Annotated in this window: 15 protein-coding genes; 6 read left to right on the top strand and 9 right to left on the bottom strand. The window is 31.7% G+C overall.

Translation table 11 applies throughout. The annotated features are described in order from the left end of the window. Positions 1-6: 6 nt before the first annotated feature. The 4 genes from wecB to H8K90_RS02080 all read left to right on the top strand — a co-directional run bounded on the left by wecB (position 7) and on the right by H8K90_RS02080 (position 5,520). Complete coding sequence (wecB, locus tag H8K90_RS02095) at positions 7-1,107, top strand: non-hydrolyzing UDP-N-acetylglucosamine 2-epimerase (RefSeq protein WP_186844285.1); 1,101 nt, start codon at positions 7-9, stop codon at positions 1,105-1,107. A gap of 116 nt (positions 1,108-1,223) precedes the next feature. Continuing rightward, the gene (locus H8K90_RS02090; protein ID WP_186844284.1) at positions 1,224-2,324 is read left to right on the top strand and encodes an MraY family glycosyltransferase; all 1,101 of its coding nucleotides are present in this window, start codon (positions 1,224-1,226) and stop codon (positions 2,322-2,324) included. Between the two features lie 90 nt (positions 2,325-2,414). Further along, a complete protein-coding gene (locus H8K90_RS02085; RefSeq protein WP_186844283.1) occupies positions 2,415-3,176 on the top strand; it encodes a polysaccharide biosynthesis/export family protein in 762 nt (253 codons plus the stop codon). A 1-nt stretch (position 3,177) separates the two neighbouring features. After that, positions 3,178-5,520 (top strand): GumC family protein, encoded by a 2,343-nt coding sequence (locus tag H8K90_RS02080; protein WP_186844282.1) that lies wholly within the window; start codon positions 3,178-3,180, stop codon positions 5,518-5,520. 8 nt (positions 5,521-5,528) lie between these two features. Here the strand turns inward: H8K90_RS02080 and rpe are convergent, their stop codons facing one another. The 6 genes from rpe to rpsO form a co-directional block, all read right to left on the bottom strand. Then, positions 5,529-6,191, bottom strand: a complete 663-nt coding sequence (gene rpe, locus H8K90_RS02075) for a ribulose-phosphate 3-epimerase (RefSeq protein WP_186844281.1) — start codon at positions 6,189-6,191, stop codon at positions 5,529-5,531. Positions 6,192-6,382: 191 nt separating this feature from the next. Then, the gene (locus H8K90_RS02070; protein WP_026755111.1) at positions 6,383-7,246 is read right to left on the bottom strand and encodes a sigma-70 family RNA polymerase sigma factor; all 864 of its coding nucleotides are present in this window, start codon (positions 7,244-7,246) and stop codon (positions 6,383-6,385) included. Positions 7,247-7,338: 92 nt separating this feature from the next. Then, positions 7,339-7,713, bottom strand: coding sequence for a hypothetical protein (locus H8K90_RS02065; protein WP_186844280.1), 375 nt, complete (start codon positions 7,711-7,713; stop codon positions 7,339-7,341). A 44-nt stretch (positions 7,714-7,757) separates the two neighbouring features. Beyond that, a complete protein-coding gene (locus H8K90_RS02060; RefSeq protein WP_186844279.1) occupies positions 7,758-9,188 on the bottom strand; it encodes a glycosyltransferase in 1,431 nt (476 codons plus the stop codon). Between the two features lie 241 nt (positions 9,189-9,429). After that, the gene (locus H8K90_RS02055) at positions 9,430-11,676 is read right to left on the bottom strand and encodes a polyribonucleotide nucleotidyltransferase (RefSeq protein WP_186844278.1); all 2,247 of its coding nucleotides are present in this window, start codon (positions 11,674-11,676) and stop codon (positions 9,430-9,432) included. A 253-nt stretch (positions 11,677-11,929) separates the two neighbouring features. After that, on the bottom strand, positions 11,930-12,199 hold the full coding sequence (rpsO, locus tag H8K90_RS02050) for a 30S ribosomal protein S15 (protein ID WP_169674765.1): 270 nt from the start codon (positions 12,197-12,199) through the stop codon (positions 11,930-11,932). Positions 12,200-12,389: 190 nt separating this feature from the next. Between rpsO and H8K90_RS02045 the strand changes: the two genes are divergently transcribed. Continuing rightward, on the top strand, positions 12,390-13,496 hold the full coding sequence (locus H8K90_RS02045; RefSeq protein WP_186844277.1) for a sensor histidine kinase: 1,107 nt from the start codon (positions 12,390-12,392) through the stop codon (positions 13,494-13,496). 74 nt (positions 13,497-13,570) lie between these two features. Then, positions 13,571-14,440: a hypothetical protein gene (locus H8K90_RS02040; protein ID WP_186844276.1), complete on the top strand. Its 870-nt coding sequence runs from the start codon at positions 13,571-13,573 to the stop codon at positions 14,438-14,440. A gap of 82 nt (positions 14,441-14,522) precedes the next feature. Here the strand turns inward: H8K90_RS02040 and accD are convergent, their stop codons facing one another. The 3 genes from accD to tamL form a co-directional block, all read right to left on the bottom strand. Beyond that, positions 14,523-15,383, bottom strand: coding sequence for an acetyl-CoA carboxylase, carboxyltransferase subunit beta (gene accD / locus H8K90_RS02035; RefSeq protein ID WP_186844275.1), 861 nt, complete (start codon positions 15,381-15,383; stop codon positions 14,523-14,525). Between the two features lie 223 nt (positions 15,384-15,606). After that, positions 15,607-16,674 (bottom strand): class II fructose-bisphosphate aldolase, encoded by a 1,068-nt coding sequence (gene fbaA, locus H8K90_RS02030; protein ID WP_186844274.1) that lies wholly within the window; start codon positions 16,672-16,674, stop codon positions 15,607-15,609. Positions 16,675-16,797: 123 nt separating this feature from the next. Then, positions 16,798-19,389 carry a translocation and assembly module lipoprotein TamL gene (gene tamL, locus H8K90_RS02025; protein ID WP_246457482.1) on the bottom strand — a complete coding sequence of 864 codons (2,592 nt, stop codon included), beginning with the start codon at positions 19,387-19,389 and terminating at the stop codon, positions 16,798-16,800. Between the last annotated feature and the right edge of the window lie 139 nt (positions 19,390-19,528).

Genomic DNA, 19,528 nt, shown 5'->3' with positions numbered 1-19,528 from the left:
AACTATATGTATAAAATCACAATAATTGCAGGTGCACGTCCAAATTTTATGAAGATTGCACCAATTATTCATGCCATTCAAAAAGCAAAACAAGACAATATTGATATCGACTATCGATTAGTTCATACTGGTCAGCATTATGATAAAAATATGTCTGGAAGTTTTTTTGAGCAATTAGAAATTCCTAAACCACACGTAAACTTAGAATGTAGTGGAGGAACCCAAGCGGAACAAACGGCTGCGATTATGATTAGTTTTGAAAAAGAATTGATGGCTAATCCTGCTAATTTAGTGTTGGTTGTTGGTGATGTTACATCTACAATGGCTTGTGCTTTGGTAGCTCAAAAATTGCATACTAAAGTTGCTCATGTAGAAGGAGGTATACGTTCCGATGATTGGTCAATGCCAGAAGAAATAAACAGATTAGTAACCGATAGTATTACTAATTACTTTTTTACAACGTCGGAAACAGCAAATAAAACTTTGAAAGAAAGTGGCGTAAAAGATAATCAGGTATTTTTTGTTGGTAATACAATGATAGATACGTTGCTTAAACAACGTCCAAACTTTAAACAGCCTAAAGTATGGGACGATTTAGGGCTAAGTAATAAGAATTATATTGTTATGACACTTCATAGACCTGCAAATGTTGATGAAGAGTCTCAATTGAAAGATATGATTGACGAAATTATTGCCAACACCCAAGATTTACCGTTAATATTTCCAGTACACCCGAGGACCGCTAAAATATTAGAACGTCTTAATGTTAGTCACCCACGATTGCATATGGTAGAACCCTTAAGCTATTTAGAATTTAATTTTTTAGTTGAAAGAGCTAAGGCTGTTATTACTGATTCTGGTGGAATTACAGAAGAAGCTTCAGTAATGCGAGTACCATGTTTAACCTTAAGAGATAATACAGAACGGCCAGAGACCATTACTTTAGGAACTAATGAGTTGGTAGGTACAAACCCAAAGAATTTAAAACAGTACTTAAATAAATTGTTTGAGGGAAATTGGAAAAAAGGGCAAGATATTCCGTTATGGGATGGAAATACAGCTTTGAGGATTGTAGATAGTTTAACGACTATGTTATTAAATGATTAATAGTAGAATTTAATAAGAATAGTTATCTAAATAGGCTTTAAGTAAAAGATACTAGCTTTTTAATTTGTATCTTTCGTAAGGTATTTTAGATATAATAACTTTATATCATTGCATGTATGATTGAAATATTACTTGAAAATTTTAATCCTGAAAATAGACCATTTGTATGGTTGGTTTCTGCTTTTATATTGGCATTCATCATAGCTTATCAAACGTTTCCTACTATTTTGTATGTAGCAAAGGAGAAACATTTGATGGATGAGCCAGACAGTCGAAGTATGCATTCTAATAAAACACCTACCTTAGGAGGTATTGGTATATTTTTTAGTATCGTAGTGGTATTGACTATTGTTGGTGCAATGCTTAATACTAAAGTATTATTACTTGTAATGGGTGCATTAACAATATTGTTTTTTTTGGGTTTAAAAGATGATTTAACGATACTTTCACCTAGAAAAAAATTTATTGGACAATTATTAGCGGCCTTGTTGTTAATTGTTTTTACTGATACTAGAATTATTGGGTTTTCTAAAATCTTAGACGTGGATATGTTACCTTATTGGGTGTCTATATTTTTTACATTATTTGTTTACATTTTAATCATTAACGCATACAATTTAATTGACGGAGTAGATGGATTAGCGGGTAGTATAGCTCTATTAATAAGTGCTGTTTTTAGCGTGCTTTTTTATAAATCTGGAGCTCTAAGTCTGGCTACAATTTCCGTAGCGCTAATAGGTGCTTTGTTAGCCTTTTTACGTTATAATTTTTCATCTGGAAAGAAAATTTTTATGGGTGATACAGGTTCTATGATTGTTGGTTTTCTTTTAGCATTTTTTACTATTAGCTTTATTTCGCAATCTCAGCTAAATACCGATTCTCAATATTTTAGGGCATCTCCTGCTTTGGCCATTGCCATGTTATTTTATCCTTTAATGGACACATGTAGAATATTTTTTATTCGAATTTTTATATTAAGAAAAAGCCCTTTTGAAGCGGATAGAAATCATGTGCATCATCGTTTTATACTATATGGTTATACGCACTTACAAACCACATTGGCGATTGTTCTAATAAATTTTATAATAATAATTATTGCTTTCAATATGCTCCATTTAAACTTAAACACACAGATAGGATTGTTATTTGTGTATGGTGCAGTATTGTATTATTTACCTTTCCTAATTAAAAAAAGGCTAAAGAAAAGTAATAATTAGGCTCAGTTATCTGTGGAATAGACGATTAAAGTATTATTTTAAGATAACTTTAAATGCTTTATATTTGCCGTCCAAATAATAATTAAAAATATGAAAGTTAGGGTTTTAGTAATATTGATGTTAATTATTGTATCATCTTGTGCTTCTAGAAAAGACATATTGTATTTACAGGATGCTGGTACAAATAACACATCAGATATTACTTATCAAGAGGTGAAAATACAACCTAACGATATTTTAAAAATCACAGTTGAGAGTTTAATTCCAGAAGCAGCTATTGCATACAATTCTGGTAATCAGGGTCAAGCAGGCGGGAATTCTGTGGAATTAATGCAACTAAATGGATATTTAGTATCTAATGAAGGTCATATTAATTATCCAATATTAGGAAAAATTTCAGTCATTAACCTTACAACTCAAGAAATTGAAAATAAGATTAAGTCTTTATTAATTGATGGAGGACATCTAAAAAATCCTAGAATTAATGCCCGTCTTTTAAACGCCAAAATAACCATTTTAGGTGAGGTTAATTCACCTGGTACATACACTTTTACAGAACAAAATATTACCATATTACAGGCATTGGGATATGCAGGTGATTTAACAATTAATGGAAAAAGGGATGATATTATAATTACCAGAGATGTAGATGGAGTGCGCAAGATATCTCATATTGATCTAACATCAACGGACTTTATGAATAGCGAATTCTATTACATTAAGCCAAACGATAATATTATAGTAAATCAAAATGACCCTAGAGTAAAACAATCAGGATATATCGGTAATGTTGGTACCGTGCTCAGTGTTGTTTCTTTTGCATTAACTCTAACGATTTTATTGACAAAGTAATATGGATGATTCTTTTAACAATTTTAAATCGTTTGAGGACGAAAATAGTTTAGATTTAAAGCAAGAAGTAAGTAAGTTTTTAAGGTATTGGCCTTGGTTTTTATTATCATTAATAATTGCCTTAATAAGTGCTTATGTTTATTTAAGATTTGCACCAAGAATCTATGAAACTTCAGCTAAAATGAAAATTTTGGATGAGTCTGAAGGATTAGAATTACCAACATCTGCCTTTGTTTTTAAAAGAGTAAATATCAATCTAGAAAATGAAATTGAAATTTTAAAGTCCTATCTTATACTAGAAAAAGTAGCAAAAGAATTAAAGCTTAATACTAATTTTTACGAAGAAGGTACTATTCAAACTGCTCAGATTGGAGAATTGCCGTTTCATTACACGCAAATTATTCACCCAGACAGTATCACATCTGGTATGTCTTATAGCGTAGTTGTTAAAGAGAAGAGTTTCGAAATTACTAATAGAAATACTGAGAAAACTTTTAGCCTTTCTAATAATGGAAGTGACAGCAGTCAGCATAATTTACCGTTTAATATAAAAATTGAAAACAATAAATCTTTAAATAGAATTATTGGTAAAAAGTTCATTATAAAATATGGACCATTAAAATCTGCTGCTCTTGGATTAAGATCGAAAATAAAAGTAGAACCAATTGGTGAACAAAGTGATTTATTACAAATGACTATTAAAGGAGAGAGTAAAGAGCGCTCTGAATGGATATTGAATAAATTAATGGATGTTTTTAATAAGGATGGTATTAACGACCGTCAATTAGTATCTAAAAGAACAATAAAGTTCATCGACGAAAGATTTGTCTTTTTAGCAGAAGAGTTAGACTCAGTAGAAATAGATAGAAAGGATTTTAAGCTAAAAAATAATCTTGTTGATTTAGCAGCTGATGCTGAACTAGGGCTTCAACAAAGAACTAAATCCGACGAAGAAGTTTTTCAGGTTGAGACGCAAATAGCTTTGGCAGAACTCATACAAGAAGCTTTAAATAATAATATTAGTAATGGACTGTTGCCATCTAATATAGGTTTAGATAATAGTGGTGTTAATGGATTAATAAATGCTTATAATACTGCCATATTAGAAAGGGATAAATTGGCAAGTAGTGCAGGTGAAAATAATCCTACTGTTTTAGTTGTAGAATCTAAAATAAATGATTTAAGAAAAAACCTCAAACAGTCACTAAATTCTTATAACCAACAGCTTAAAATTTCGCAAAAGCAATTAGAATCTAGAAATAGAAAATTTGTAGGACAAGTTGCTCAAATACCAGAAAAAGATAGATTGTTAAGAGCAATAGAACGTCAACAGAATATTAAAGAAAGCTTATATTTATTATTGCTTCAAAAAAGAGAAGAAGCTTCGATAAACTTGGCGATAACAGAACCATCAATTAAAGTTGTAGATTTTGCCATTTCCGGTTCAGGACCTATATCTCCAAAATCTAATATTGTATATGCAGGTGCAATTTTAGGAGGATTACTAATTCCGTTTGGAATTTTGTACCTCATTTTTATGTTAGATACCAAATTGCATAGCAAAGAAGATATTGTAAGTGTGAATGCTAATATTCCTGTTATTGGTGAAATTCCAAATATTAAAAAAGGAAACGAATCGATGTTTTCAGACCCTAATGATAGAACAGCTTTAGCAGAATCATTTAGGATTTTGAGTTCTAACGTTGATTATATTTTACCTGCAAAAGAGGATGACGGAAAAGCTAAAGTAATTTACTGCACCTCAACCATTAAAGGCGAAGGTAAAACCTATATAAGCCTTAATTTATCTTTAGCATTGTCAAGTATAAATAAGAAAGTATTATTGATTGGAGCCGATTTACGAAACCCGCAAATACATACACATATTCACCAAGATAAGCATAAACCTGGATTGTCTAATTATTTACATGATATAGATTATAATTGGAAAGATGCTTTAATAAGAGGGTTTGATAAGCATCCTAATCATCATATCATATTATCTGGAAGTATTCCTCCAAACCCAGCACATTTATTAACTAATGGGCGTTTCAAAAAGTTAATTGAAGAAGCCAAAACTGAATATGATTATATAGTTGTTGATACCGCACCAACGATTTTAGTAACTGATACAATGTTAATATCTCAATTAGCAGATGCCACTATATATTTAGCTCGAGCAAACTATACTGAGAAAAACTTGTTGAAATTCTCTAAGGAATTATCCGAGTCTGGTAAATTAAAAAATATGGCTTATGTAGTTAATAGCGTTGGAGCAAGTAAGTCTTATGGCTATAGTTATAATTATGGTTATAATTATGGTTATGGATCTAAATCTAATTAATTTAGAGTTTAAGAATTAGCAAGATTTTTTAAATTTTTTATAGTTGAAGTTGGATCTTCACTTTTAAAAACATGACTTCCGGCTACAAATGTATCAGCGCCAGCTTCAACAAGAGCTTTAATATTTTTGTCTGTTACACCTCCATCAATTTCAATTCTCGTGTCTAAGCCTTGCTCATCAATCATTTTACGAAGATTTTTAATACGCTTATAAGTAATTTCTTCAAATTTTTGGCCACCAAATCCTGGGTTTATAGACATTAATAAAACCATATAACACTCGGGTAAAATATCTTCGAGTACAGTTAATGGGGTTGTAATATTTAGTACAATACCAGCTTTACAACCTGCATCTTTAATTTGTCTTAAAGTTCTATGTAAATGAATAGTTGATTCGTAATGTACAGTAATAATATCAGCTCCAACTTTGGCAAATTCTTCAATATAACGTTCTGGCTTCTCAATCATTAAATGAACATCTAATGGCTTAGTTGCGTGTTTTTTAATGGCAGCAATAACTGGCATGCCGTATGATATATTTGGCACAAAATGGCCATCCATAACATCAATATGAAACCAGTCAGCATCACTATTATTAACCATTTCAGTATCACGTTGAAGGTTACCGAAATCGGCAGCTAACATTGAAGGTGCAATTAATTTTGAAGCCATTTTAAGATGTTGTTTTAATTTGCGCAAAGGTAATTAAAAAAAGAAGTTTCTATTCCTTTAGGAGGATAGAAGATATAAAAAAGTGAACCCACGGTAATCAGCCGTGGGTTCTTTCATCAATCAAAAAACGAACAGTTATGTTTTGTAACTGTTGTTACCTTTATTAGGTTGGTCGTTAAATATACAAAAAACTAACCTAAATATGTCTTTAATATTTTACTACGAGAAGTATGTTTTAACCTTCTAATAGCTTTTTCTTTAATTTGTCTTACACGCTCACGTGTTAAGTCGAATGTTTCTCCTATTTCTTCGAGGGTCATAGGGTGTTGATTTCCTAGACCAAAATATAAACGTATTACATCTGCTTCACGTGGAGTTAATGTCTCTAATGCACGCTCAATTTCAGTTCTTAGAGATTCGTGTAACAAATCTCTATCAGGATTTGGTGATTCTCCACTACGAAGTACATCGTATAAGTTAGAATCTTCCCCTTCAACTAAAGGAGCATCCATACTTACGTGACGACCAGAATTTTTCATAGACTCCTTAACATCGTTAATCGTCATGTCTAATTCTTTTGCAATTTCTTCTGCAGAAGGTGGACGCTCATGACTTTGCTCTAAAAAGGCAAAAGTCTTATTAATTTTATTAATAGATCCAATCTTATTTAGTGGTAAACGCACTATACGAGATTGTTCTGCTAATGCTTGTAATATAGATTGTCTAATCCACCATACAGCATAAGATATAAATTTAAAACCACGAGTCTCATCAAAACGCTGAGCTGCTTTAATTAAACCTAAATTACCTTCATTAATTAAATCTGGTAATGTTAATCCTTGGTTTTGATATTGTTTAGCTACAGAAACTACAAAACGTAGGTTCGCTTTTGTTAATTTCTCTAAGGCTAGTTGATCACCGGCTTTTATACGTTGAGCCAATTCAACTTCCTCGTCAGCAGTAATAAGATCTACCTTACCAATTTCTTGTAGGTATTTGTCTAATGAAGCAGTTTCTCTATTGGTTACCTGCTTGGTAATTTTAAGTTGTCTCATTTAATTTTGATTTGAGCAATGTTTCTAATACAACAACGTGTTGCTTTTATTATACGTATAGAAGTTTAGAAATGTTACAAAATCTTGAAAAATTAAATTTTTAATAGCTTAACAGAATCTAAATTAATGTCATCTATGATTTCATTAGTGAATTTATAGTGACCTCGAGTTGTAATTAATCTAAATCTATACGATTTAATTTGGCTCAATGTATTTAGAAACAACCATTTAGATTTTAGCAATCTAGGTTTTTGAGATTTTAAACTTAAATCAAAAATGTGTTTTCTGCCTTCTTTTTCTGCTACAATATCTGGAGTTACCTCAATTCTGCTGCCTTTTTTTATATAGGATTTAGGTGTTTCATAACCTTCAATATCTGCTTTTATATTGTCGTATCCAAGATTTTGAAGGTAAGAAATGGAATGATTTAACTCTTCAGCGTATTTGTCTTTATCTTGTGTTATCATAGTTAATAACTTACAAAAAAATTATGAAAAATCCAAATATTTAATTACTTATTATCAGTTAATTCACGTGTTAACCAACCTCTTCTATTTGCGGTAGCAATGGCATAAGGAGTAATCCAAAACAAAGCAAATGTGTATAAAATACTATATGAATAGGCCCAAATACCTTCTGTGGTTTTATATTGATTTGCAAAAAATAATACAGAAAATGTTGACGCTATTAAAATACTGACCAATGTAGAGCCTAAAAAGAGTAGTGGATGTACTAAAACAAAAAACAGCATAGAAATTAATAGAGGGTAACTCATTAATATCTTTAAGAACTGGCTTATAAATAATATACGTGTTCCTGACTTGCCTTTATCTCTAAAATCGGTAAAAACATATTTCGCCATTTCTAGATTCTCTCTAACATTACTTCGCCCCCAACGAATAAACATTTTATATAAACCTAAGTACTGATCTGGCACATTAGTATAGGCGACTGCATTTTTTTGAAATAAAACGTGTTTACCTTGTTTCAATATCATATTAGTCATGGCTCTGTCTTCTCCAATATCACTAGGTTGTCCCATAAATGTTTGATTAATCCATTGCGGTAAACATTCATGTACAGCTGTACTTCTATAGGCTGCAAGAGCACCTGGTGTACATAAAACCGAATTTAGATTACTTTCAGCAGAACGAACAAATTCAAAACTCATTACAAAGCTGACATCTAACATTTTAGGAAGCATTTCCTTTTTATTATTTAAAACTCTAATATTACCTGCAACTGCACCGCATTGGTCATCTTTAATAAATGGACTCAATAAGTTTCTTAGAGTATCTTCAGTAACGATAGAATCACTATCCACAGTTACATAAATATCTCCGTTACCTAAATTAAAACCACGATATAAGGCATGGCGTTTACCTTTGTTTTCTGGTTGTTGGTAAATTTCTAAGCGCTCACCAAGTTTGTTTTTGGCATCAAGCATCCAATTCCAAGTGTTGTCTTTACTACCGTCATCAATAGATATGATTTGTAATTTATCTGCTGGGTAATTACTGTTTGCTAAACTCATTAGTGTATCCCAAACTTGTTTTCCTTCGTTGTATGCTGGTACAATTACAGTACAAGTTGGTAGTTCTTTATCAGTAACGGAAGCTATAGGTTTGTATTTATAATAATTATAAGCTTTATATAGAAAAAAGGCCGTTTTAAATGCTAGTAAACCAGTAGCTATAATCATAAATGCATAACCGACACTAGTGCTTGTCTTGTTAGTACTGAATTGTTCAAAATCATTATGAAATACAGAAAGAAAATAAATACCAATTATGAGAAGTAAGAAGGAACTGAATAAAACAATTTTATTGTAAGGACTTTCAATTTTACTTTTACTGGTTAAAAAAAGATTAATGTTGTTAGTTATTTTTTTAGTTCTATTTTTAATTTTAGAAGAATTTGAAGGTGCTTTTTTTAATTTCATAAATCTATTTGTGATTAAATAATTAATTGATACTAGATTTACGTAAGCATTTTAAATTTAGACTTTTTTTGATTTTTATTTAACAGTTATTGATAATTTTTAGGCAATGAAAAAACATGTTGCAAAAATTGTAACTAGGCTGTTATACAATTTTTTATAGTACTTGTGTTCTTATAAATTATAAACAAAAAAAAGCCTAACAATTTTGTTAGGCTTTCTATTAAATTTAAGATTAAAAAAATTAATCTTCGCTTTTGTTTTCTCTAGGTTTACGATCATCACGTCTGTTATCACGTCCACGATTATCTCTTCCTCTATTATCACGTCCACGATTGTTATCTCTTGGTGGACGTTCTACATAACCTTCTGGTTTTGGTAAAATAGCTTTACGAGACACTTTCTCTTTACGAGTACGTTTGTCTATACCAAAGTATTTTACATCAAAAACATCTCCCATGTTTACAACATCGCTTACATTTTCAGTACGTTCCCAAGCTAATTCACTTACGTGTAAAAGAACTTCGTTACCAGGTGCTTCTGTATATTCTACAACGGCACCAAAATCTAACATTTTAATAACTTTTACTTCATAAATGCTTCCAACTTCTGGTTTAAATAATAAAGAATCTATTTTAGCTAAAACAGCATCAATACCTTTTTTGCCAACACCAAGAACCTCTACAATACCTTCTTCGGTAACTGGATCTTCGTTAATAACAATAGTAGTTTCAGTTTCTTTCTGTAATTCTTGTATTACTTTTCCACCAGGACCAATTAAAGCTCCGATAAATTCATTAGGAATACGTCTTGTCACCATTGTAGGCGCATGCTCTTTAACATCTGCATTTGGAGTAGCAATAGTATCTGTTAATTTTCCTAAGATATGTAAACGACCTTCTCGTGCTTGTTTTAGTGCATTTACTAAAATTTCATAAGAAAGACCTTTTACTTTAATATCCATTTGGCAAGCTGTAATACCATCTGCAGTACCTGTAACTTTAAAATCCATATCTCCTAAGTGATCTTCATCACCTAAAATATCAGATAATACAGCGTACTTTCCAGAATCTGCATCCGAGATTAATCCCATAGCAATACCAGAAACAGGTTTTGTTAGTTGTACACCAGCATCCATAAGTGCCATTGTACCTGCACAAACAGTTGCCATAGAAGAAGAACCATTAGATTCTAAAACTTCAGATACAACACGTACTGTATAAGGACAATCATCTGGTACCATACCTTTTAAAGCACGTTGTGCTAAATTACCATGACCTACTTCTCTACGAGACGTTCCGCGGATTGGTCTAGCTTCACCAGTTGAAAATGGAGGGAAATTATAATGTAAATAGAAACGTTCTTCACCTTCTTGAGAAGGCATGTCTATTTGGTTAGCATCTCTAGATGTTCCTAAAGTTACAGTTGCTAAAGCTTGTGTTTCTCCACGAGTAAAGATAGAAGAACCGTGTGTAGATGGCAAATAATCTACCTCACACCAAATTGGTCTAATCTCATCAGTCTTACGACCATCTAATCGTAACCCTTCATTTAAGGTTAAATCGCGAATAGCAGCTTTTTCAGCTTTGTAATAATATTTTGAAATTAAATCTCCGAATTCTTCTTGTTCTTCTTCAGAAAACGTTGCAATAATTTCTTCTTTAATTTCAGAGAAGGCATTACTTCTTTCATGTTTAGCAGATCCAGCTCTTGCAATTGCATACACTTTATCATAAGCCATATCATGAACCTTCTTTGCTAAATCTTCATCTGCTCTTTCTGGCTCATATTCGCGCGTTTCTTTCTTTCCAAATGCTTCAGCCAATCTTACTTGTGCAGCACATTGTACTTTTATAGCTTCGTGAGCAAACTTAATAGCTTCAGCCATTTCTTCTTCAGAAATTTCGTCCATCTCACCTTCTACCATCATTACAGAATCAGCAGAAGCACCAATCATCATATCGATATCAGATTCTTCTAATTGTGCTAGTGTTGGGTTAATGATAAATTCACCATTAATACGACCAACTCTTGCTTCTGAGATTGGGCATTCAAAAGGAAAATCTGATAACTGAATGGCTGCAGAAGCAGCTAAACCAGCCATAGCATCTGGCATAACATTATCATCATGAGACATTAATTGAATCATTACCTGAGTTTCAGAATGATAATCTTTTGGGAATAGTGGACGTAAAACTCTGTCTACTAAACGCATTGTTAATACTTCACCATCACTTGGTCTTGCCTCTCTTTTAAAGAAACCGCCAGGATAACGACCTGCTGCAGCAAATTTCTCTCTGTAATCTACTGTTAATGGTAAAAAGTCTACTGGACTTTGTTTGTAATTGGAAACAACTGTACATAACAGCATACATTTTCCAGATTGCACAACAACGCTACCATGCGCTTGTTTTGCTAATTTTCCGGTTTCGATAGAAATCTCTCTACCATCACCAAGGTCAATGACCTCTTTGTAAGTCTTTGGAATCATAAATTTTTTTAATTCGTGCTGATATGCAACGCATAATCAGTACTGTTAAACAATGGTCGCTGTGTTGTTGTGTGTAGTAGTTGTTGTGTGACCAATGAAAAACCGCTAGTCCTATACTTGTTTTAGGATCTCATGCTTAATTTCAATTTTGGTTTTTATACTCGTCCAAAATCGAGTTGTTATTTATCACTTTGGCTTTGCTCAGTGAACAGAACAAAAAACCACGCTGTTAGGCGTGGTCTTTTTATTAAGGTTATTTTCTTAATCCTAATTCTTTAACTATGGCACGATATCTTAAGATATCTTTCTTAGTTAAATAGTCTAATAAAGCTCTACGCTTACCAACTAATTTCACCAATGAACGCTCAGTATTAAAATCTTTACGATTGTTTTTTAAGTGTTCTGTTAAGTGGTTAATTCTGTAAGTAAATAGTGCAATCTGTCCTTCTGCAGAACCAGTATCCTTTGCACTTTTGCCATGTTTTTTAAAGATGGCCTCTTTTTCTTTTTGATCTAAATACATGCTAATATTATTGTAAATGATTTTTATGTACACGAAAGGTTTTCTTTCGAGCGGCAAATATAGTCTTTTTTTGTGATTTGAGATTTTTTTTGTAACTTTTTGAGGTAGATTATTAAAATTGTAATGTTTTAATAATTAATCCCCATACTAACCTGTAGCTTTCAATAATTAACCCTGTTAAATTATATGTATGAAAGTCTCAAATCTTCAACGAAATTTTTTTAATGCAAACGATGTCTTAGAACGCATCTTTAATAATACATACAATGGTATTGCAATTGTAAACTTAGATGGTGATTGGTTAAAAGTAAATGAAAGTGTCTGTGACATTTTTGGTTACACAAGATGGGAGCTCTTTAATATGGATATTAATAACATTATCTATATTGAAGATCTTGGTGTGCATGAAAAAAAATATGACAAGCTAATCCAAGGTGAAATAGATAAATACCGCGTAAAACAACGGTATTTTCATAAAGATGGTTCCATAATTTGGGTTTTAATATATGTTTCCTTGGTCTATTTTAAAGAAGGCAGACCACATATGATTTGGCAATTCTCCGATATTACAAATAGGCAAAAAAATCAGGATAAGTTAAAAGCCATGCTTAGTGTAGCAGAAGATCAAAATGAGAGGTTAAACGCCTTTGCAAATATAGTAACACACAATTTAAGAACCCATTCGGGTAATCTATCGGCAATAGCTGATTTCTTAGAAGATGATTTTTCTGAAATAAGTAATAATGATTACTTTTTACTTTTAAAAAAGGCGATAGTTAATCTTCAAGAAACTGTTTCGCATTTAACTGAGGTTGCCAAAATAAAAGTGATTGAAGATTCTAAAATGGAATCTCTTAATTTATACGACTTTGTTGAAAAAGCTATGTATAATATTATTGCTATGGCTCAAAATGCGGAAGCTACAATCTATAATGAAATTGATGAAAACCATTGCGTTAAGGCCATTCCTGCTTATTTAGATAGTATTGTGCTTAACTTTTTAACAAATGCTATTAAATATAAATCTGAAAAAAGAACACCTATAATAGAATTGTCCTCACAAATTGAAGGTGACTATGTCGTTTTTAAAGTGAAGGATAATGGATTAGGGATTGATATGAAAAAATTTGGTGACAAAATTTTTCAGATGTATAAGACATTTCACAATAACGAAGACTCTATAGGTGTAGGTCTATTTATAACCAGAAACCATATTGAATCAATTGGCGGAAAAGTTCTGATATCTAGCGAGGTAGATGTTGGTACTGAGTTTTCAATATACTTTAAGAAAGCATAAGTTGTTTTTCATGATTTTAAACCTTTTGTAAATCTGTTGGTCTTAACAATATATTAACAGTAAAAAAAGTAATCATGAAGAATTTCAATTTATTAAAAAAAGGAATTTTAGGCCTTGTGGTTTTAGGTTTAACTTTCACATCTTGTAGTAAGGATGAAACTACTGAGCAAGAAAACCAATTAGAAGATACCCAAGAAGTACAGCGTTCTGCTGAAATCGACCAAATTGATAATGTATTAGGTGATCTTATTATCGATGCTTATGAAGAACAAGAATTAACTGCAGGTAGAAGTACTAAATTAGAAGGCAATTCAAACACTGTGGATTATTCTAAAGACATACCTGATTGTGTAACGATAACAGTTGTTGCTGAACAAGGCTACCGACAAGTCACTTTAGATTTTGGTACAGATGGTTGTGTAGTTAATGGACACTTATTAAAAGGTCAAATTGTATTTGATTATACAAGAGATCCTGAAGCGCAACAGATTATGATTAATTATAATTTGGTAGATTTTTATTTTGATGCTAAAAATATCATTGCTAGTCGTTCTATTCTTAAAGAACTATCTAATGTCAATGGAAACCCACAATTTACTCACGATTTAAGTATTACTGTCATTTGGCCAAATGGTGTACAAGCATCTAGAGAAGGTACTCGAATAAGAGAGTGGGTAGAAGGTTTTGGTTCAGGTATTTTTAGTGATAATGTGTTTGAAGTAACAGGAAATTGGACTGCAACTTTTGTTAATGGCAATACACATACTTACGAGGTATTAACTCCATTACGTAGAGAAGTAATTTGCACCTATTTTGTTAGTGGAACTTTTAATGTACAGCGCACTAACTTTGGTGGTGTATTTGATTATGGTGAGGGAGATTGCGATAACCAAGCATCATTTACCTTTAATAACGGACAAGAAATAACAATTACACTCAATTAGTAATTGTTAGTTTATGGTTGATTGGAGAAAAGCGAGCACTTCGGCTACTTTGCGAGCGTAACCGAAGTTGTCTTGCTTTTTTTTATGCTCTTAATGGTTGATTTGTAATTAAATCAATATATAAATTCACTTTTTTCTTTAAATCTTTACGATGGGTTATAAAATCTAAAAACCCATGTTCTAGTAAAAACTCAGACGTCTGAAACCCTTCAGGTAATTCCTTACCAGTAGTATCTCTTACAATTCTTGGACCGGCAAAACCTATTAATGCTCCTGGTTCTGATATATTAATATCTCCTAACATAGCAAATGATGCTGTAGTTCCTCCTGTTGTGGGATCTGTACATAAAGAAATATAAGGAATACCAGCATCTGCTAATTGAGCTAATTTTACAGAAGTTTTTGCCAATTGCATTAAAGATAATGCTGCTTCCATCATACGAGCACCACCAGATTTACTAATAATCATAAATGGTGTTTTCTTTTTTAGAGCATATTCTGCGGCTCTAGCAATTTTCTCACCAACAACACTTCCCATAGAACCACCAATAAAACTAAAATCCATACATGCAACAACTAAATCTTTACCATTAGATTTACCAACGGCAGTGCGCACTGCATCTTTAAGGTTTGTTTTTGCCTGTGCTGCCTTTAGGCGCTCAGGATATTTTTTTGTGTCTACAAATTTTAGTGGATCTTTAGAAGTTAGGTTTGCATCTAATTCCTTAAATTTATTATCATCAAATAAAATTTGAAAATACTCATTACTTCCAATTCTTACGTGGTAACCATCTTCAGGACTTACATAAAAATTTTGTTCAAGTTCTTTAGTGTCTATAATTTTTCCTGTAGGAGATTTATACCAAAGTCCTTTGGGAGTATCTTTCTTTTCTTCAGTTGAGGTCTGAATACCTTTATCTTTTCTTTTGAACCAAGCTGTCATATAAAATTATATTTTTTTGGATTCGCGATTAAAGTTAGTAAACTTTTTAATCGATATTTTAGTTAGTTGTAGTGCAAATGTATAACATATAAAATTACTACATTCTATCTTAAACTCAAAAATCTACATTTAAAGCCTAAGAGGTATCGTTAAAAATAAAACCCATTAGAACAAAAAATGTTCTAATGGGTTGATTTTATACTTTTTATATAAGGATGCGATACTATAGCGTATCTACATTATTTAAATCTTCAAATGCTTTCTTAAGTCTCTCAACAAAGGCATCTTCTCCTTTACGTAACCAAACACGAGGATCATAATACTTTTTGTTAGGCACATCTTCTCCATCTGGATTTCCTATTTGAGTTTGTAAATAATCCTTTTTTTCCTGTACATAATCTCTAACTCCACTCAAAAAGGCATATTGCATATCTGTATCAATATTCATTTTAATAACACCATAGCTAATACCTTCTCTAATTTCTTCTACCGTAGAACCAGATCCACCATGGAATACAAAATCGATATGATTGTGGCCAACACCATATTTTTTAGAAATATAGTCTTGAGAATTCTTTAAGATTTTTGGTGTTAATTTTACATTACCAGGTCTATAAACACCATGAACATTTCCAAAAGCTGCAGCAATTGTAAATTGATCGCTTACTTTGCTTAATTCTTCATAAGCATAAGCTACTTCTTCTGGTTGTGTATATAATTTAGAAGCATCAACATCACTGTTATCTACACCATCTTCTTCACCACCTGTAATACCAAGCTCAATTTCTAAAGTCATACCCATTTTGCTCATACGCTCTAGGTAAGTCTTACAAATTTCTATGTTTTCTTCGATTGGTTCTTCAGATAAATCAATCATGTGAGAACTATATAGAGGCTTTCCAGTTTCTTTAAAATGCTGTTCACTAGCATCTAATAAACCATCAATCCAAGGCAATAATTTTTTAGCACAATGATCTGTATGTAAAATTACTGGCACTCCATAAGCTTCAGCCATTTGGTGTACATGTTTTGCTCCAGCAATAGCACCATTAATAGCTCCTATTTGATTTTCGTTACCTAATCCTTTGCCAGCATTAAATTGTGCTCCACCATTTGAAAATTGAATAATAACAGGTGCGTTTAATGCTTTAGCGGTTTCTAAAACACCATTTATAGTGTTAGAACCAATAACATTTACAGCTGGTAAGGCAAAGCCTTTCTCTTTAGCTAATTTAAAAATATCTTGAACTTCTCTACCTGTAGCAACACCAGGTTTAATATTATGACTCATAGTTTTATGGTTGAAAATTAGTTATCAAAAATACATAATTTTGAAGATAAAGAGGGTTGGTTTAGAAGATAAATATCATTTAAAATACCGAAAACGATATAGTTATAAGAGAGGAAATATTAATTAAAAAGGATAATTAATACCAATATTATAAACTGCATTTCTGAAGTTATAATTTTTAAACCAACGATTGCCTTCGCTTTGTGATGGGTCGTAGGTTTTAAAGCCAGTATCAAAACGTAACACAAAAAAATCGAAATCGTATCTTATTCCAAAACCAGAACCTACGGCAATATTTTTTAGAGAATTAAAACCTGTAAACGTAGCAGCTTCATCTTCGACATTGTCTAATACATTCCAAATATTACCAGCATCTACAAAAAGAGCACCTCTAAAATCACCAAATAGACTAAAACGTTGTTCTGCACTCAAATGAATTTTAAAGTTAGCTTCATTAAACTCATTAATGGTATTAGAGCTTCCTGGTCCTAAGTTATAAGCTGTCCACGCTCTATTGTCATTGGGTCCACCTGCAAAGAAACTTTTAGCAAAAGGAATACTGTTAGAGTTACCATAAGGAATGGCGATACCAGTATACGCTCTAAATGCAAATACGTTTCTCCTCCCTAAATCAAAATACTTAATATAGTCCATTTCGGTTTTAAAGTATTGTGAAAATGCTACACCAAAAACTTCATAGTTGCCATCACTATTTTTATCTGACCCAATCACTTTAGAGAGATTAGATAATAGATTACCTGCTAATTCTACACGCCACTTAAAAATTGAAAAATTATTGTCAAATATATTTTGACGCTTATCCTTCTTATAATCAAAACTGGTTGAGAATATAAGGTTGTTTTCGGTTAATCGCTCTTTACGTTCTTCGATATTATTTACAGTTGCAAAATCATCATCGCTTGAGGTTAAACTAGTATTACCTGCTAAAACTTCATCAATAAATGTGTCTGCCGGTAAAAATCTATTTGTGAGATTGTCGTCTCTTAAACTTTCATCATCAGCAATATAATTAATGTCTCTTGCGATAGAATTTAATCTACTAAAAGAGTTGGTGTAAACACCAAAATAGTTACTGGTGTTTAGGTTTTTTACAAATTGAATATTAAAAAGATCTAACTTATTGGTAACTGTTCGAGATGGAAACCAATTGTAACTAACAATACCAGATAAAGTCTGCTTATCTAGTCCAATATTTTGCTGACTTGTAGCAGCTAAATTTATCGCTGTACTAGGTGACATGTATTTTGGAATAATTTTATCTGTGTTAAAAGGCGTAAATAAACGAGGTATTGTTAACCGAACATTGCCTCCAAATTCATTAATGTCAAAAAAGGCTGTTGCGTCATCTGTTCTGTTTTTTGATGCTCCAATTGCTGCAATACCGGTTATTTCTAAAGTTTCAGCTCCTCTAAAAACATTTCTAATTTTTAGACCTGTACTGAATGAAAAACCTATGGTTTGTATATTACTTTGATTGATTTCTGGATCAAAACTTAAAACATATTTTTTCTCAGGTTCTAAATAAATATTTGCCGTTAATGTAGTGTCTTCTTTGTTTTCTATATAATCAATACTCGGAAATCTAAACATTTGCAAATCATTAAGGTAACGCGATGTTCTACTACGAGCTAAATCACTGTATGTGTCACCTTTGTTAATAAAAACAGCATCAGTTAGTGCCTTGGGTCTAAACTTTAATTTGTCTTTACTGTAGAGGTTGTAGTTTTTGTAAATGGTAGTATCTGAGATGATTTTAAATTGATTATCAAAGCTTTCATCTGTATAAATATTGACATCTTTAATTTTATAGGTTTTAAAAGGCTCTGTAGTCGTTGAATCTTCACCTCTTACGGTACGATTAGCAATAATTAATTCTGTGTTCACCTTTTTGTTTGTATCTATGGTGTCGGTTACAAACCGAATGTATTCTTGACCAAAATAATAGAAACCAGCATTTCGTAAATAGGTGGTTATACGATCGCGTTCATTCTCATAATTTTGCTCATCGTATTGTTCTCCTTTTTTAAGCAAAGACGCTTTACTAAAGGTGTCGTAAAGTGAGTCTATAGCTGCACTAGCAATTATAGGTGTTATAGAATCTAGTGTGTAAGCCTTGTTTTTAGTAACTTTATAAGTTACCTGAGCACGTTTATTACTATCCTTTTCTACTTCAAACTCCACTTCATTATCAAACCAACCTTTACTGTAATAGTATTTTCTTAAGTTATTAACTGTTTTAACTGTTTTTTCTTCATTAAAAATAGTTGGAGCTTCACCTGTACGTTTAAGCCAACTATTCCTTTTTCGTCTAGACTCTACGGCTAAATCAAATTGTTTTTTAGACAATAAAGCAATTCTACGTTTTACCTTTAACGAATCACTTAATACATCGGCTTTGATAATGGAGTCTATATTTGGTTCTGCCCAATTATATATGTGAAGTCTTAAAGGAAATGATAAAAAGCCACGCATCCCAGAATTGGTCTTTTGTATTATAATATTGTTAATACGTTCATTGTTATTTACTTTATCATCTTCAACAATGGTGTTTTTTGTAATAAGATGTTCACCTTCTTTGACGCGTTTTACGACATTACAAGAACTAAGAGATAACACAAACAATGCTACACTAAAAATGTAGCAAAGTGATTTGTAGTTTTTGTTTAATAATGAAATGCGATATGGCAAACTCAAAAGTTCTCTCGTTTTTTTTGATAATGTTTTATAAAACAAAAATAATACCATTTATGTCTATATATGAATACACTCAAATAAAATTGACTGATAATAAAGGTAAAAAGGCTTACTTTGTAATTCTTAAACAAATGTAAAG

The sequence above is a fragment of the Winogradskyella echinorum genome (genome assembly GCF_014297365.1).
Taxonomy (GTDB): Bacteria; Bacteroidota; Bacteroidia; order Flavobacteriales; family Flavobacteriaceae; genus Winogradskyella; species Winogradskyella echinorum.
This window is presented reverse-complemented; position numbering and strand designations above follow the sequence as displayed.

Excerpts from the sequence above, each read along its gene's own strand:
- wecB (WP_186844285.1), top strand. The coding sequence starts at position 7 with ATGTATAAAATCACAATAATTGCAGGTGCACGTCCAAATTTTATGAAG.
- H8K90_RS02090 (WP_186844284.1), top strand. The coding sequence starts at position 1,224 with ATGATTGAAATATTACTTGAAAATTTTAATCCTGAAAATAGACCATTT.
- H8K90_RS02085 (WP_186844283.1), top strand. The coding sequence starts at position 2,415 with ATGAAAGTTAGGGTTTTAGTAATATTGATGTTAATTATTGTATCATCT.
- H8K90_RS02080 (WP_186844282.1), top strand. The coding sequence starts at position 3,178 with ATGGATGATTCTTTTAACAATTTTAAATCGTTTGAGGACGAAAATAGT.
- rpe (WP_186844281.1), bottom strand. The coding sequence starts at position 6,191 with ATGGCTTCAAAATTAATTGCACCTTCAATGTTAGCTGCCGATTTCGGT.
- H8K90_RS02070 (WP_026755111.1), bottom strand. The coding sequence starts at position 7,246 with ATGAGACAACTTAAAATTACCAAGCAGGTAACCAATAGAGAAACTGCT.
- H8K90_RS02065 (WP_186844280.1), bottom strand. The coding sequence starts at position 7,713 with ATGATAACACAAGATAAAGACAAATACGCTGAAGAGTTAAATCATTCC.
- H8K90_RS02060 (WP_186844279.1), bottom strand. The coding sequence starts at position 9,188 with ATGAAATTAAAAAAAGCACCTTCAAATTCTTCTAAAATTAAAAATAGA.
- H8K90_RS02055 (WP_186844278.1), bottom strand. The coding sequence starts at position 11,676 with ATGATTCCAAAGACTTACAAAGAGGTCATTGACCTTGGTGATGGTAGA.
- rpsO (WP_169674765.1), bottom strand. The coding sequence starts at position 12,199 with ATGTATTTAGATCAAAAAGAAAAAGAGGCCATCTTTAAAAAACATGGC.
- H8K90_RS02045 (WP_186844277.1), top strand. The coding sequence starts at position 12,390 with ATGAAAGTCTCAAATCTTCAACGAAATTTTTTTAATGCAAACGATGTC.
- H8K90_RS02040 (WP_186844276.1), top strand. The coding sequence starts at position 13,571 with ATGAAGAATTTCAATTTATTAAAAAAAGGAATTTTAGGCCTTGTGGTT.
- accD (WP_186844275.1), bottom strand. The coding sequence starts at position 15,383 with ATGACAGCTTGGTTCAAAAGAAAAGATAAAGGTATTCAGACCTCAACT.
- fbaA (WP_186844274.1), bottom strand. The coding sequence starts at position 16,674 with ATGAGTCATAATATTAAACCTGGTGTTGCTACAGGTAGAGAAGTTCAA.